General features: G+C 53.1%; 11 protein-coding genes. 9 read left to right on the forward strand and 2 right to left on the reverse strand.

The window, feature by feature from the left end; genetic code table 11:
- Positions 1–807, forward strand: a complete 807-nt coding sequence (sapF, locus tag IM294_RS03280) for a putrescine export ABC transporter ATP-binding protein SapF (protein WP_028013385.1) — start codon at positions 1–3, stop codon at positions 805–807.
- A gap of 161 nt (positions 808–968) precedes the next feature.
- Positions 969–1,883, forward strand: a complete 915-nt coding sequence (locus IM294_RS03285) for an ATP-grasp fold amidoligase family protein (RefSeq protein ID WP_126818523.1) — start codon at positions 969–971, stop codon at positions 1,881–1,883.
- A gap of 14 nt (positions 1,884–1,897) precedes the next feature.
- Here IM294_RS03285 and IM294_RS03290 read toward each other — a convergent pair whose 3' ends face one another.
- Positions 1,898–2,962, reverse strand: coding sequence for an ATP-binding protein (locus IM294_RS03290; protein ID WP_048959144.1), 1,065 nt, complete (start codon positions 2,960–2,962; stop codon positions 1,898–1,900).
- A complete protein-coding gene (locus tag IM294_RS03295; RefSeq protein ID WP_028013388.1) occupies positions 2,959–3,663 on the reverse strand; it encodes a response regulator in 705 nt (234 codons plus the stop codon). The genes IM294_RS03290 and IM294_RS03295 overlap by 4 nt, the downstream gene beginning before the upstream one ends.
- Before the next feature lie 271 nt (positions 3,664–3,934).
- Between IM294_RS03295 and IM294_RS03300 the strand changes: the two genes are divergently transcribed.
- From IM294_RS03300 to IM294_RS03330, 7 genes are all read left to right on the forward strand, one after another.
- Positions 3,935–4,321 carry a hypothetical protein gene (locus IM294_RS03300; protein ID WP_041909660.1) on the forward strand — a complete coding sequence of 129 codons (387 nt, stop codon included), beginning with the start codon at positions 3,935–3,937 and terminating at the stop codon, positions 4,319–4,321.
- Between the two features lie 136 nt (positions 4,322–4,457).
- Positions 4,458–7,553, forward strand: coding sequence for a multidrug efflux RND transporter permease subunit (locus IM294_RS03305; RefSeq protein ID WP_126818524.1), 3,096 nt, complete (start codon positions 4,458–4,460; stop codon positions 7,551–7,553).
- A gap of 270 nt (positions 7,554–7,823) precedes the next feature.
- Complete coding sequence (fabI, locus tag IM294_RS03310) at positions 7,824–8,612, forward strand: enoyl-ACP reductase FabI (protein ID WP_003856831.1); 789 nt, start codon at positions 7,824–7,826, stop codon at positions 8,610–8,612.
- A 154-nt stretch (positions 8,613–8,766) separates the two neighbouring features.
- Positions 8,767–9,753: a CMD domain-containing protein gene (locus IM294_RS03315; RefSeq protein WP_126818525.1), complete on the forward strand. Its 987-nt coding sequence runs from the start codon at positions 8,767–8,769 to the stop codon at positions 9,751–9,753.
- An 88-nt stretch (positions 9,754–9,841) separates the two neighbouring features.
- A complete protein-coding gene (locus tag IM294_RS03320; protein ID WP_045260657.1) occupies positions 9,842–11,776 on the forward strand; it encodes an exoribonuclease II in 1,935 nt (644 codons plus the stop codon).
- A gap of 320 nt (positions 11,777–12,096) precedes the next feature.
- Positions 12,097–14,088: a cyclic di-GMP phosphodiesterase gene (gene pdeR, locus IM294_RS03325; protein ID WP_028013393.1), complete on the forward strand. Its 1,992-nt coding sequence runs from the start codon at positions 12,097–12,099 to the stop codon at positions 14,086–14,088.
- A 118-nt stretch (positions 14,089–14,206) separates the two neighbouring features.
- Entirely contained in the window at positions 14,207–14,389 is a 183-nt protein-coding gene (locus tag IM294_RS03330; RefSeq protein ID WP_126818572.1) for a hypothetical protein, read from the forward strand.
- The last annotated feature ends 23 nt before the right edge of the window (positions 14,390–14,412 follow it).

A 14,412-nucleotide genomic window follows, 5' to 3' on the forward strand; every position in this document is an offset into this window, starting at 1 on the left:
ATGGTCGAAACCTTGCTGGAAGTCCGCAATCTGAGTAAGACCTTTCGCTATCGCACGGGGCTGTTTCATCGTCAGACTGTCGAAGCGGTTAAGCCGCTGAGTTTTACCCTGCGTGAAAAACAGACGCTGGCGATCATCGGCGAAAACGGCTCCGGTAAATCCACGCTGGCGAAAATGCTTGCCGGCATGGTCGAGCCCACTGCTGGAGAAGTGTTGATTGACGATCATCCTCTGCAGTTTGGCGATTACTCTTTCCGCAGCCAGCGCATCCGCATGATCTTCCAGGATCCGTCTACCTCACTTAATCCACGCCAGCGCATTTCGCAGATCCTTGATTTCCCTCTGCGTCTGAATACCGAACTGGAGCCAGAGGCGCGCCGCAAGCGTATCTTCGAAACGCTGCGTATGGTTGGGCTGTTACCGGATCACGAAAGCTACTACCCGCATATGCTGGCCCCCGGTCAGAAACAGCGTCTGGGTCTGGCCCGCGCGTTGATTCTGCGCCCGAAAGTGATCGTTGCAGACGAAGCGCTTGCCTCGCTGGATATGTCGATGCGTTCGCAGCTGATTAACCTGATGCTCGAATTACAGGAAAAGCAGGGTATCTCCTACATCTACGTCACCCAGCATCTGGGGATGATGAAGCACATCAGCGATCAGGTAATGGTCATGCACCAGGGGGAAGTCGTCGAGCGCGGCAGCACGGCGGATGTGATGGCCTCCCCGCTTCATGAGCTGACGAAAAGGCTGATTGCCGGGCATTTCGGTGAAGCATTGACCGCCGATGCGTGGAGAAAAGACCGTTAAGCGCGGCGGTAAACACGGATTGCTCCGCTCAAATAAGGATTAAATAGCCTGCGTGCGCTATTTAATCCTTTTATTTTTTGTCTCCATCCCTGCTCCATATTTTAAGCAATATCAATCAATAGTTCTTCTCCAGAATACCGGGACATTACGGAGGAGAAGAAATGAACACCACCACATATGTTCTAAAATATACGGAGTATCTCATCAGAAAATGCCGTTCATATTTCATGACGGACCTCAATTTTCATACTGCAAAACTCAAAAAGACATCAGGCATAACCCCTGACATTAAATCACCCACTACGTTGAGTGAAAAAATATGTCATCGCCTGGTCTATGACCATAATAATCTCTACACAATGCTTGCCGATAAACTCGCCGTCCGCGAATACGTTGCGTCCAGAACAACGCGAGTAAAGGTGGTGCCTTTGATTGGTGTATACCGCAGGTTTTCGCATATCGATTTTTCAATACTGCCCGATCAATTCGTCCTTAAGTGCAATCATGACAGTGGAAGCACAATAATCTGTACAAACAAAAACCAGTTCAATTACCGACAGGCCCGTAAAAAGCTCACTCTCGCATTAAAGAAGAATTTGTATTACACCACGCGCGAGTGGCAGTACAAAAATATTACACCCGTTATACTGTGTGAGCCCTATGTCGATCTTTTCAATAATGCGGACAGGAACAGCACGCCGGAAATGCTGAGAATTCACTGTTTTCACGGGGTCGCACACTATGTTGAGGCCGATTTTACAGATGACCGCGGCAGAGAGTTTATCAACGTTTACGACCGACACTGGAATTTACAGCCCTTCCAGATGGAATATTCTAATACGCCGGTCGCGCCCGGCGAGCCGAAATTGTTCCGTGAGGCTCTGCTCGCCGCTCAGGAGCTGGCGAAGGGACTTGACTACTGCCGCATTGACCTCATGTTGAAAAGCGATGAAATTTACTTCAGTGAAATAACCTTAAGCCCAAAACGGGGCAAATTGCGAATTTCCCCTCTGGAATGGGATACAAAGTTAGGCGATATATGGCAGTTGCCGCTATCGGCAGGCAGGCCAGGCTGACCTGCCGCCAGGGCTCAGGCATCGGGCCAGGTCAGTTTGAATAGGGAGTGGTTTTGCTTCGATAAGGTATACGTTACATCGCCACCATGAGCCAGCATGATGGCTTTTACCACCGATAAGCCTAAACCACATCCTTCAGGATTCACATCTCTGGCACCATTATCCCGCTGGAAGGGTTGAAATAAGAAATCATGAAATTCCCTGGGGATGCCCGGCCCGCCATCCTCAATAAGGATATAATTGCCTTTATCAGAGACGCCATTTTTTACGATGAGTTTCCGCGAAGTTGAATAATGTAATGCGTTGTCAAACAGAACGGCCAGACACTGATTAATGCGCAACGGATCGAACACGCATCGCTGTTCCCTCAACTCTGTTTTAATTACAAACTGATTGTGCTTGAACTCGGGCATGAAAGTATCAAGCGCATCCTGGATTGTGCCTTTGAGGTCCGTTCTGGATTTATACAGCGTATAACCCGCCCCGCCGTCAGAGCTGATCACCCGAAGATCTTCAATCAAACGGGTTAACCCCTCAGTCTGCTTGAGAAGATTATTAAAAAGTAGCGGATCCGGCTCAAAAACGCCGTCAACCAGCCCCTGAAGCCGCCCGCGTAAAATCGTGACCGGGGTTCTCAGCTCATGGGCAATGGCGGCGTTCCAGGATTTCCTCTGAATATCCAGCGTCTGGAGTTTTTCCGCCATTTCATTGAAATCCGTGACCAGATGATTGACCTCTCCCAGACGGGAGCTGGCGCAATAAGCACGGGCATCCAGCTGGCCCTGAGAAATTTTTCTCAGGCTGGACGCTACCGCGTTTAACGGGGTGAGTATTCGTGAAGAAAGTTTTATCGTTAAAAATATCGCGATTATCAGACTGATTGTTGTCGCGGTCCCGATCCACACCCAGTCCCACATCGTCATTTGCTCGTCATCGCCCTCAACGGCACCGCCGGGGAGGTGATCGAGAATAAAAGAGTAAAAAAACCAGGAGCCCAGTACCGCAATGGCAATGATCATAAACGTCAGCAGCAGCATATACGTTAAGATCTGCCGACTCAGGACAGAATCTCTGTTCATTTTTTCTCCCCGAGTCGATAGCCCATCCCCCTGATGCTCTCAGGAACGCCATAAAGGCCTGCAAGCTCCAGCTTTTTACGCAGCTTGCTCATATGGCTGTCTACCGTTCTGTCGAGCGTATCGCCTTCCGGCAGACACGCGTTAAGTAACTCTTCCCGGGAACAGACCTTTCGCGGGTATCTCACCAGGTAAGTAAGAAGTTTAAATTCCGTCGTCGTTAATACTGGGGAGACTACCTCTTCGCCCACGGTGACCTCAACGTAGAAATCGTCCGGGTAGACCGTAATAAAAGGCGTCCTGAGAGGCACAGCACCCGCCTGCTGAAGAGCGGGTCTGGTTCTGCGCAGCACGGCTTCAACCCGCGCGACCACTTCGGAAGGGTTGAAAGGTTTGATGACGTAATCATCCGCGCCAAGCCTAAGCCCCATCAGCTTATCCACGTCCTGATCGAGTGCGGACACCATAATGACGGGCACAGAACTTTCCTGACGGAGCGTCGTGAGTACGCTCCAGCCATCGCATACGGGCAGATGGATATCCAGCAATATAAGATCCGGTTTATGGAGCCGATTAAGCGCTATCGCCTGCTCGCCCTGCCGGGCTCTCAGCGTTTTCATCCCAGAACGCTCTAAGTAACTCATCAGTATATCGGCAATTTCGTTTTCATCTTCAACAACAAGGATTAGAGTATTTTTGTTCATTTTATCTCCGCGGGTGAAATCCCTTTGAGCACGCTATCAGATATCTTTAGCACAATAAGACACAGGCTCCGGGAAAAAGTGCCGTGGCCGCGAAAATTTCCTGAATTAATTTAAGTGCCCGGCAATTTCTCCATACAGCCTACACATTCAGTCAATAAAGACTCGACAATGTCAGTCCACAATAGTTATTCGGAGTTAAACCGTCTTTCGTTTAACGTGGTAAATAACCCTGTCGCTTAAAGGCTTTCTGAATTTGGCTGAGATAATGAACATGGAACTTTCGAAATACTTCTCTCCTAAAAAAATCGGCATATTTTCTCTCTTCCTGCTGCTATCGTGGGGATTACTTTATACCTGGCTGGTATTGATGCATAAAATGGATGAGAAAGTCGCCGCAACGCTACTCTCTTCCCCCATGATCTATGGCTGCATTGCCTTGTCGGTTGTCTCTCTGATAATACAAAACAAAGCAGGCGCGTTCACTGAATTACTTCTCATCGCCTTCTGGCTAATGGTGATTTTTGTTTATCTCATTATTACGTTCACTGTGCTGCTGAACGCTACGCCAGATTTTAACGATTTGGTGTTTTACTATGAGTGTTATTTAATTCTCTTTTTTGGCGGTTCACCGTTGTACCTCATCGTGAGAATGATTTAAACAACCGTGTTGTTTCGCTCCACACTCTCTCCATAAACCGCCCATGTCCGCTAAACAGGCGAGTTGTAGACTTTCCATCACACCATCTTGAACAAAATAACTCACTGAAAGAGTCACGTATCTGGAAGTTAAATTAATGCCTCATTTCTTTATTGAACGTCCCATTTTCGCCTGGGTCGTGGCGCTTTTTATCGTCCTGTCGGGTGTATTGTCTATTCCCCGGCTGCCGGTTGCGCAGTATCCGGCGGTGGCACCGCCTGGGATTATTATTTCTGTCTCCTACCCGGGCGCCAGCCCCGATATTATGAATACGTCGGTAGTGTCGTTACTTGAGCGCGAAATATCTGGCGTCGATAATTTGCTTTACTTCGAATCATCCAGTGACACAACCGGTTCTGCGTCTATTACCGTGACGTTTAAGCCCGGCACGGACATCAAGCTGGCGCAGATGGACCTTCAGAACCAGATTAAAATTGTGGAGCCGCGTTTGCCACAGGCGGTCAGGCAAAATGGCATCAACGTCGAGGCGGCCAATTCCGGTTTTTTAATGATGGTGGGGCTGAAGTCCACAACCGGTAAATTTGAGGAAGCCGATTTAAGCGATTACTTTGCCCGGCATGTCAGCGACGAGCTTCGCCGCGTACCTGGAGTAGGGAAAATTCAGCTGTTTGGTGGCGAAAAAGCGCTGCGCATCTGGCTGGACCCGATGAAGCTTCATAGCTACGGACTTTCGGTGAGCGATGTGCTTACCGCCGTTGGCCAGCAAAATGCCCTGGTTTCGCCCGGCAAAACGGGAGATGAACCGGCATCTGAAGGGCAAGGCGTAACGTATCCGATCACCGTGAAGGGGCAACTCACTTCCGTAGAGGCTTTCAGGAATATTACTCTGAAATCAGAGGCGTCCGGCGCAAGGCTGAAGCTGTCCGACGTCGCGCGCATTGAGTCCGGCCTGCAAAGCTATGCTTTCGGTATCCGCGAAAATGGGGTTCCCGCAACGGCTGCGGCAGTCCAGCTATCGCCTGGCGCCAATGCGATGAGCACGGCTGCAGGCGTACGCGCACGCATCGACGAACTTTCTCAGGTGTTGCCGGAAGGAATGACGTTTACAGTTCCCTTCGATACCGCGCCTTTTGTGAAGCTCTCCATCATGAAAGTGGTGCAGACCTTTGTGGAAGCGATGGTTCTGGTCTTCCTCGTAATGCTGCTGTTTCTGCATAAGATACGCTGTACGCTTATCCCGGCGATTGTTGCCCCCGTCGCACTGCTTGGCACCTTCACGGTGATGCTATTGAGTGGATACTCCATCAATATTCTGACCATGTTCGGCATGGTTCTGGCGATAGGGATTATCGTAGATGACGCCATTGTGGTCGTGGAGAACGTTGAGCGCCTGATGGAAGAAAAACAACTCTCTCCGCGCGACGCGACCCGGGAGGCCATGAAAGAAATCACGCCGGCAATTATCGGGATCACGCTGGTGCTTACCGCCGTCTTTATTCCCATGGGTTTCGCCGAAGGATCCGTCGGGATTATTTATCGACAATTTTGTATTTCCATGGCGGTCTCCATACTGTTGTCGGCATTTCTTGCCCTCACGCTTACCCCCGCGCTATGCGCGACGCTACTTAAGCCTCACAGCGCAGCAAAGCACGTTGGTGGCAGGTTCGCGGCAGGGTTTAACGCCCGCTTTCGTACCCTCACGACGTGGTACGAATCCGGGCTGGGCGCGGTGCTGAGACGTACCGGGCGAATGCTGCTGTTGTACGTTGCGCTATGTGCTGCGCTATGTTTGGGGCTTTCTTCGCTGCCCTCGTCCTTTCTTCCGGATGAAGATCAGGGCTATTTTATGTCCTCAATTCAGCTGCCTTCCGATGCCACAATGCAGCGCACCCTGAAAGTGGTTAAAAAATTTGAAGAGGAAATTGCGGCCCGGCCGGATATTGAAAGCAACATTATGATTCTGGGATTTGGGTTTTCAGGCTCGGGACCGAATTCGGCCATGGCCTTCACCACGCTGAAGGACTGGAAAGATCAGCAGGGTACGACCGCACAGAATGAAGCCGACCATATACAGGCCAGCATGGCTAACGTCTCTGATGCCGTCACGATGAGCCTTCTCCCGCCGGCCATTTCGGATATGGGCACCTCCTCGGGCTTCACCTGGTACGTGCAGGACAGGGCGGGACTGGGCTACGAGGCGTTAAAGAGAGCGGCCGATGCGCTGGTTATGAAAGCTAATCAACGTCCTGAACTGAGTGACGTGTATATAGACGGTCTGCCGGAAGGAACAAGCCTGGCCCTTCAGATTGACCGGGAAAAAGCGGAAGCGCTGGGCGTCTCATTTGATGAAATCAACCAGACGCTCTCGGTCACCATGGGGTCGAACTACGTTAATGATTACACGAACAAGGGCCGCGTTCAGCAGGTCATTATTCAGGCCGACGCCCCTTACCGCATGCAGCCTGAGCAGATCCTGAAATTATCGGTAAAAAACCGTATGGGGCAGATGGTGCCAGTATCTACGTTTGCGACGCTTTCCTGGAACGTTGCGCCGCAGCAGTTGACGCGTTATCAGGGATATTCTGCTATCCGCATTACCGGCAGTGCGGCCCCAGGCAAATCCAGCGGCACTGCAATGAAAGCCATGGAGACGTTGTCACGGGATTTACCGCAGGGGATGGCCGGCGAGTGGGCCGGGAGCTCATTGCAGGAGAGAAAATCCGAATCTCAGCTCCCGGGTCTGATCGTTCTGTCGATACTGGTTGTGTTCATGGTGCTCGCCGCCCTGTATGAGAGCTGGTCAATTCCCTTTGCGGTCATGCTGGTCGTTCCCCTGGGGCTTATCGGTGCGGTGGTTGCCGTCTCCGTTGCGGGCATGACGAATGATGTTTTCTTTAAGGTCGGTCTTATCACCCTGATAGGCCTTTCCGCCAAGAACGCCATTCTGATTGTCGAGTTTGCAAGGCAGCTCCACCGGGAAGGACAACCCCTGCTTGCGGCCACGATACAGGCCGCAAGCCAGCGTCTGCGCCCTATTCTGATGACATCGTTAGCCTTTACGTTAGGCGTGGTGCCACTGATGCTGGCGCGTGGCGCGAGTGACAGCACGCAGCACGCTATCGGCACCGGGGTGTTTGGCGGCATGATCAGCGGCACGCTTCTCGCGATCTTTTTCGTCCCGGTATTCTTTATTGTCGTTGCGCGTTTCGTTGAGAACGCCAGGAAAGTGTGAATACCGCTGATGGATCGCGGAACCTTGCTGGTTGGATGAGGCGAAGCTGCTGCCGGGTGATATACTGGACGAATGCTGAAATTTTGAGCCCCCGCCAGCCCGCGCCTCACCTTTTGGGGCATTCCTCTTCGGAGATCGACGAGAAATATCGTGACACAAGGGGCCGTGAGTGGGCTATAATTTCGAGCTAATTTCGAATGATTTTGAAATACTGCCTGTAACGCTATGAATTACAAGGCAAAATAAGCAATGAATATAAGGATTAAAGCTATGGGTTTTCTTTCCGGTAAGCGCATTCTGGTGACTGGCGTTGCCAGCAAACTGTCCATCGCATACGGCATCGCACAGGCAATGCATCGCGAAGGCGCTGAGCTGGCGTTCACCTACCAGAACGACAAGCTGAAAGGCCGTGTTGAAGAGTTTGCCGCGCAGCTGGGTTCCAGCATTGTTCTGGAATGTGACGTTGCACAAGACGAAAGCATCGACGGCATGTTTGCTGAACTGGCAAAAGCATGGCCGAAATTCGACGGTTTCGTTCACTCCATCGGCTTCGCTCCTGGCGACCAGCTGGACGGCGACTACGTGAACGCGGTAACCCGTGATGGCTTTAAAATCGCGCACGACATCAGCTCCTACAGCTTCGTTGCAATGGCGAAATCTTGCCGCGCAATGCTGAATCCGGGCGCAGCGCTGCTGACCCTGTCCTACCTGGGCGCAGAGCGTGCTATCCCTAACTACAACGTTATGGGCCTGGCGAAAGCATCTCTGGAAGCCAACGTCCGCTACATGGCGAACGCAATGGGTCCAGAAGGCGTGCGCGTTAACGCCATCTCTGCTGGCCCTATCCGCACCCTGGCGGCGTCCGGCATCAAAGATTTCCGTAAAATGCTGGCACACTGCGAAGCGGTTACCCCGATTCGTCGTACCGTTACCATTGAAGATGTGGGTAACTCTGCTGCATTCCTGTGCTCTGACCTTTCCGCAGGTATCTCCGGCGAAGTGGTTCACGTTGACGGCGGCTTCAACATCGCTGCAATGAACGAGCTGGAAATTAAATAAGCTGTGGCTCTCTTCCCGCATGGGAAGAGAGCTTTCCCCCTCCGCACTCCTCTTCGTTATTCCGTTCTGCTATTTGTTATCACCTAACAATATTTTTCCCTTTATCTGCCTTACGCCAGGATATTGATCGCCATTTTGAGATCAAGGAACGCCCATGGAACAACGCCGTTTTTCCGGCAAAGGCCACTGGTATCACGAAACCCAGTCAAACCACGCGCAGCCGGATGTGCTGCCCCTGGTGCCCGAAGCCGCTAACGTCGACGATCGTTTTTTGCTCGATTTAGCCCTGCCAGATGAGATTGTCGCCGCCTGTACCGGCTGGCTCGCTCCTGCCAGATCCTTATGTCACCAGCTGTTCCCGCTCTCACTTCCCGTAAACCGCCTGCGAACGCTTAGCGCCTACGATCGGTTAAGTACCGCGCTGACCGTGGCGCAGGCCTGCGGCGTTCAGCGGCTGTGCAACCACTACGCCGCCCTCCTCGCCCCGCTGCCGGGCCCTGACTCCTCCCGCGAAAGTAACCGACGGCTGGCGCAAATCACGCAGTACGCCCGCCAGCTCGCCAGCTCACCTGACGTCATTGATGATAAGGCGCGTAACCAGCTTGATGAGGTAGGTCTGTCTATCTATGACGTTGTGGTAATTAACCAGATAATCGGCTTTATCGGTTTTCAGGCGCGCGTGGTCGCCGTCTTTCAGGCACTGCTCGGCCATCCCGTCCGCTGGCTGCCGGGCCATCATATTCAGCCGCACACCCTGCCAACGTCCTCCGACGCGTGGATCTCGCTTCTGCCCGTGGTCGAGCTTCGCTATGCCAGTGCGCATCAGCTTGAGTCCCTCTCCCGCTGGCAGGCAGAGCCCGCGCTTGACGCGCTGACGCCGGTCCTGTGCCATGAACCGACCTTGCTCGACCTGATGGGGGAGATCCTGATAAACAGCCGGGAAACCATTTCGCTGTCTCCTCCGGCGCTTTCGGCAGCGGCCGAATTGCTGACACGCTCGCCGGACCGCTTCAGCGCCGCACAATTTACCCCGCTCACTGAAGAAGGACTTACTGCCGTTCAGGCGATCAACCTGCTCAGCCAATGCGCGCTGGAGGGCTGGCTCAATCGACTAAAAGTCGCGTCCGGCAAAGCGGAATAACCACACTCTTTCCCCAAAGAGCGCTTGCTGTAGCAGTGAGAATCGCGTAAAACTGTCAGCCGCTCAATGGCTACGAAAATAGAACATTATGTTTCAGGACAACCCGCTGCTAGCGCAGCTTAAACAGCAACTGCATTCCCAGACGCCGCGTGCAGAAGGGGTCGTGAAAGCCACGGAAAAGGGCTTTGGCTTCCTTGAAGTTGACGCGCAGAAAAGCTACTTCATTCCGCCACCGCAGATGAAGAAAGTGATGCATGGCGATCGCGTCATGGCCGTCATCCATACCGAGAAGGAACGTGAATCCGCCGAGCCGGAAGAACTGATCGAGCCGTTCCTGACCCGCTTTGTGGGCAAAGTGCAGAGAAAGGACGATCGTCTTTCTGTCGTGCCGGATCACCCCCTGCTGAAAGATGCCATTCCCTGCCGCGCCGCCCGCGGCGTTGAGCATGATTTTAAAGAAGGTGACTGGGCCGTGGCAGAAATGCGCCGTCATCCTCTGAAAGGCGACCGCGGTTTCTATGCTGAACTGACCCAGTTCATCACCTTTGGCGACGACCATTTCGTCCCGTGGTGGGTCACGCTGGCGCGCCATAATCTTGAAAAAGAAGCGCCGAACGGCGTGGCAACTGAGATGCAGGACGAAGGCCTGGCGCGCCGCGATCTTACCGCGCTGGAGTTTGTCACCATCGACAGCGCCAGCACAGAAGATATGGACGATGCGCTCTACGCTGAAGAGAGCGCCGATGGCAAACTGCATTTGACCGTCGCCATTGCCGATCCAACCGCCTGGATTGTGGAAGGCAGCAAGCTGGACGAAACGGCGAAAATCCGCGCGTTCACCAACTACCTGCCGGGCTTTAACATCCCGATGCTGCCGCGCGAACTGTCTGACGACCTCTGCTCGCTGCGCCCAAATGAGGTGCGCCCGGTTCTCGCCTGCCGCATGACCATTGCCGCAGATGGCACGATTGAAGACGATATCGAATTCTTTGCCGCCACCATCGAATCCAAAGCCAAGCTGGCCTATGACAATGTCTCCGACTGGCTGGAAAACACCGGCAGCTGGAAACCTGAATCCGATGCTATCGCGGCACAGATTCGTCTGCTGCACCGCATCTGCCTGAACCGCGGCGAGTGGCGTAAGACTCACGCCCTGGTCTTCAAAGATCGTCCGGATTATCGTTTTGTTCTCGGTGAAAAAGGCGAAGTGCTGGATATCGTGGCCGAGCCGCGACGCATTGCTAACCGCATCGTCGAAGAAGCGATGATTTCCGCCAACATCTGTGCCGCGCGCGTGCTGCGCGACAGGCTGGGCTTCGGTATTTACAACGTTCATACCGGATTCGATCCGGCCAATACCGAAGCGCTCGCGGCCCTGCTGAAGAATCACGATGTGCATGTTGATCCGGAAGAAGTGCTGACACTGCCGGGCTTCTGCAAGCTTCGCCGCGAGCTGGACGCTCAGCCGTCCGGTTTCCTGGATAGCCGTATTCGCCGCTTCCAGTCCTTCGCGGAAATCAGCACCGAGCCAGGCCCGCACTTTGGCCTCGGTCTGGAAGCCTACGCCACCTGGACCTCCCCGATCCGTAAGTATGGCGATATGGTTAACCACCGCCTGCTGAAAGCGATTATTAAGGGCGAAACCATTGCCCGTCCTCAGGACGACACGACCCTACAGATGGCCGAGCGACGCCGTCTGAACCGCATGGCGGAACGTGACGTCGGAGACTGGCTATACGCGCGCTTCCTGCAGGATAAAGCCGGTACCGATACCCGCTTCGCGGCAGAAATTATTGATATCAGCCGCGGGGGAATGCGCGTACGTCTGGTGGATAACGGTGCGGTCGCCTTTATCCCTGCCCCGTTCCTGCACGCCGTTCGTGACGAACTGGTCTGCAGTCAGGAAAGCGGCACCGTGCAAATTAAAGGCGAGACGGTTTACAAAGTCACTGACGTGATTGATGTAACTATCGCTGAAGTTCGCATGGAAACCCGCAGTATTATTGCGCGCCCTGTCGCCTGATAACCTGCTCAATTGTCGGTCATTTCCGTTCAGAAAGGCCGACAATTTTCTCCCTGTCTTTCCCCTCGCAAAAGCATCATTTTTCTTACTTTTTCCGCCCCAGCCCGCCCAAAACAGCCATAATTATCTACAGTTAAAGAGTGCTGCCCTGTTCGGGCACGTGGATTTTATACGCTCAGCATTTTTATATGCCTGATGCGTTTCATTATAAAAAAGCTCAGAAAAACAATACTTTAAATGCGGCTTTGCCGCTATTTTCAACGGAAAAGTCGACGACTAATGAATAATTTGTTCGCTAATGCGTCGCGGCGGGAGAAATCATGATCGACGAACTTGAGCAAAATTTGCTGTTTCGTTACATGGGTACTCACAGCCCGTGGTGGCGATTGTCGGCTGACAGCAACGCTCTGCACCTTGCCGCCAGCGAAAATGCTGACGTGACTCAGGAGATCGTACTGGATGATGAACAGGCCGCACAGATCCGTCAGCTAACGGTAATGACCACCAGCATTTCCCTGAACCTCTCTCTTTACGGCGAGCAAGTTCCCGTCCATCTTGTCGGACGCAAAATCACCCGAAACGAGTGGGCCGGAACGGCTTCCGCCTGGAACGATACGCCCTCCGTGGCACGCGATCTGGCTCAGGGACTCTCCTTTGCGGAACAGGTTGTTTCTGAAGCGAATTCCGTCATTGTCATTCTCGATCAAAACGGCAATATCCAGCGCTTTAACCGCCTGAGCGAAGAGTATACCGGTCTGAAAGAACATGAAGTCATTGGTCAAAACGTGTTTGAACTGTTCATGAGCCGCAGCGAAGCGGCAGCCTCGAAGCGCAACATTGCGGGTTTCTTTCGCAACGGCAGCTCCTACGAAGTCGAACGCTGGATTAAAACGCGAAAAGGGCAACGCTTGTTTCTGTTCAGAAATAAATTCGTTCACAGCGGCAGCGGTAAAAATGAAATTTTCCTTATCTGCTCCGGGACCGACATTACCGAAGAACGACGGGCACAGGAGCGCCTGCGCGTGCTGGCCAATACCGATACCATCACCGGCCTGCCCAACCGCAATGCGATCCATGAGCTGATTTCAGACGCCATCAATAGCCGCGGCGACACGCAGGTTGGCGTGGTGTACCTCGACCTCGATAACTTCAAAAAGGTTAACGATGCCTACGGGCATATGTTCGGCGATCAGCTCCTGCAGGCGGTTGCACTTGCCCTTCTGAGTTGTCTGGATGAGGGGCAGGTTTTAGCGCGGCTCGGCGGCGATGAGTTTATCGTTATGGCCACCAATACCTCTCAGGGCTCGCTGGAAGCGATGGCGTCGCGTATTCTGACCCGCCTGCGCCAGCCGTTCAGAATCGGTCTCATTGAGGTTTACACCGGTTGCTCCCTGGGGATCGCCCTCGCGCCGCAGCACGGGAACGATAGGGAAAGCGTGATTCGCAATGCCGACATCGCCATGTACACCGCCAAGGAGAATGGCCGTGGCAAATTCTGCGTCTTCTCCCCCGAGATGAACCAGCGCGTGTTTGAGTACCTGTGGCTGGACACCAACCTGCGTAAAGCGCTGGATAACGATCAGCTCCTGATCCACTACCAGCCGAAAATGACCTGGCGCGGCGAAGTCCGAAGCCTTGAAGCGCTGGTCCGCTGGCAGTCGCCCGAGCGCGGGCTGATCCCCCCTCTGGAATTTATCTCTTATGCCGAGGAGTCCGGTTTGATTGTGCCGCTGGGTCGCTGGGTGATGCTTGATGTGGTTCGCCAGGTGGCAAAATGGCGTGACAAGGGAATTAACCTGCGCGTGGCCGTGAACGTCTCTGCACGTCAGTTGGCCGACCAGACGATTTTCAGCGAGCTAAAGCAGGCGCTTAAGGATCTGCATTTTGAGTACTGCCCTATCGACGTTGAATTAACCGAAAGCTGTCTTATCGAAAACGAAGAGCTGGCGCTCTCGGTGATCCAGCAATTCAGTCGGCTCGGGGCACAAATTCATCTGGACGATTTCGGTACCGGCTACTCTTCCCTTTCCCAGCTGGCGCGTTTTCCTATTGATGCCATTAAACTCGATCAGGCTTTTGTCAGAGATATTCATAAGCACTCTGTCTCCCAGTCTTTGGTACGCGCCATTGTCGCAGTGGCGCAGGCGTTAAACCTGCAGGTGATTGCCGAAGGGGTGGAGAACGCAAAAGAAGATGCCTTTCTGACCAAAAACGGCGTCAACGAACGGCAGGGTTTTCTTTTCGCTAAGCCGATGCCCGCTGCCGCATTCGAGCGCTGGCTAAAACGATATCAAGCGCGACAACAACGTTAACGTCATACAGAGGTTCACTTTCGTATAGGTAATTTCGTTATGGCGTTTTTTCCCTTCTCTTTTGAACCTATTTTCTGCATCATTGAAATTATTAACTTTTCGCTCCTGGGGAGAGATGATGTCTACTATTGATCCACAAGCTGTAGCACAACGTATTGATACCGTGCTGGATATCCTGGTGGCGGGTGATTATCACTCTGCAATCCGTAATCTCGAGATCCTGAAGTCTGAACTTCTCGCTCAGGATGGCTCTGACAATGCCCCCGAAAACCGACAGCCTAAAGCGCCGTGGGAAGTCTAATCCCACTGTCTCAGACCTCGTTT

Origin of the sequence: Enterobacter cloacae complex sp. P43RS (assembly GCF_014930585.1) — a bacterium.
GTDB classification, from domain to species: Bacteria; Pseudomonadota; Gammaproteobacteria; order Enterobacterales; family Enterobacteriaceae; genus Enterobacter; species Enterobacter bugandensis.

Bases quoted from the DNA above. Each gene is read 5' to 3' on its own strand.
- IM294_RS03290 (WP_048959144.1), bottom strand. From the start codon at position 2,962: ATGAACAGAGATTCTGTCCTGAGTCGGCAGATCTTAACGTATATGCTG.
- IM294_RS03285 (WP_126818523.1), top strand. From the start codon at position 969: ATGAACACCACCACATATGTTCTAAAATATACGGAGTATCTCATCAGA.
- sapF (WP_028013385.1), top strand. From the start codon at position 1: ATGGTCGAAACCTTGCTGGAAGTCCGCAATCTGAGTAAGACCTTTCGC.
- IM294_RS03320 (WP_045260657.1), top strand. From the start codon at position 9,842: ATGTTTCAGGACAACCCGCTGCTAGCGCAGCTTAAACAGCAACTGCAT.
- IM294_RS03330 (WP_126818572.1), top strand. From the start codon at position 14,207: ATGTCTACTATTGATCCACAAGCTGTAGCACAACGTATTGATACCGTG.
- IM294_RS03295 (WP_028013388.1), bottom strand. From the start codon at position 3,663: ATGAACAAAAATACTCTAATCCTTGTTGTTGAAGATGAAAACGAAATT.
- IM294_RS03315 (WP_126818525.1), top strand. From the start codon at position 8,767: ATGGAACAACGCCGTTTTTCCGGCAAAGGCCACTGGTATCACGAAACC.
- IM294_RS03305 (WP_126818524.1), top strand. From the start codon at position 4,458: ATGCCTCATTTCTTTATTGAACGTCCCATTTTCGCCTGGGTCGTGGCG.
- pdeR (WP_028013393.1), top strand. From the start codon at position 12,097: ATGATCGACGAACTTGAGCAAAATTTGCTGTTTCGTTACATGGGTACT.
- fabI (WP_003856831.1), top strand. From the start codon at position 7,824: ATGGGTTTTCTTTCCGGTAAGCGCATTCTGGTGACTGGCGTTGCCAGC.
- IM294_RS03300 (WP_041909660.1), top strand. From the start codon at position 3,935: ATGGAACTTTCGAAATACTTCTCTCCTAAAAAAATCGGCATATTTTCT.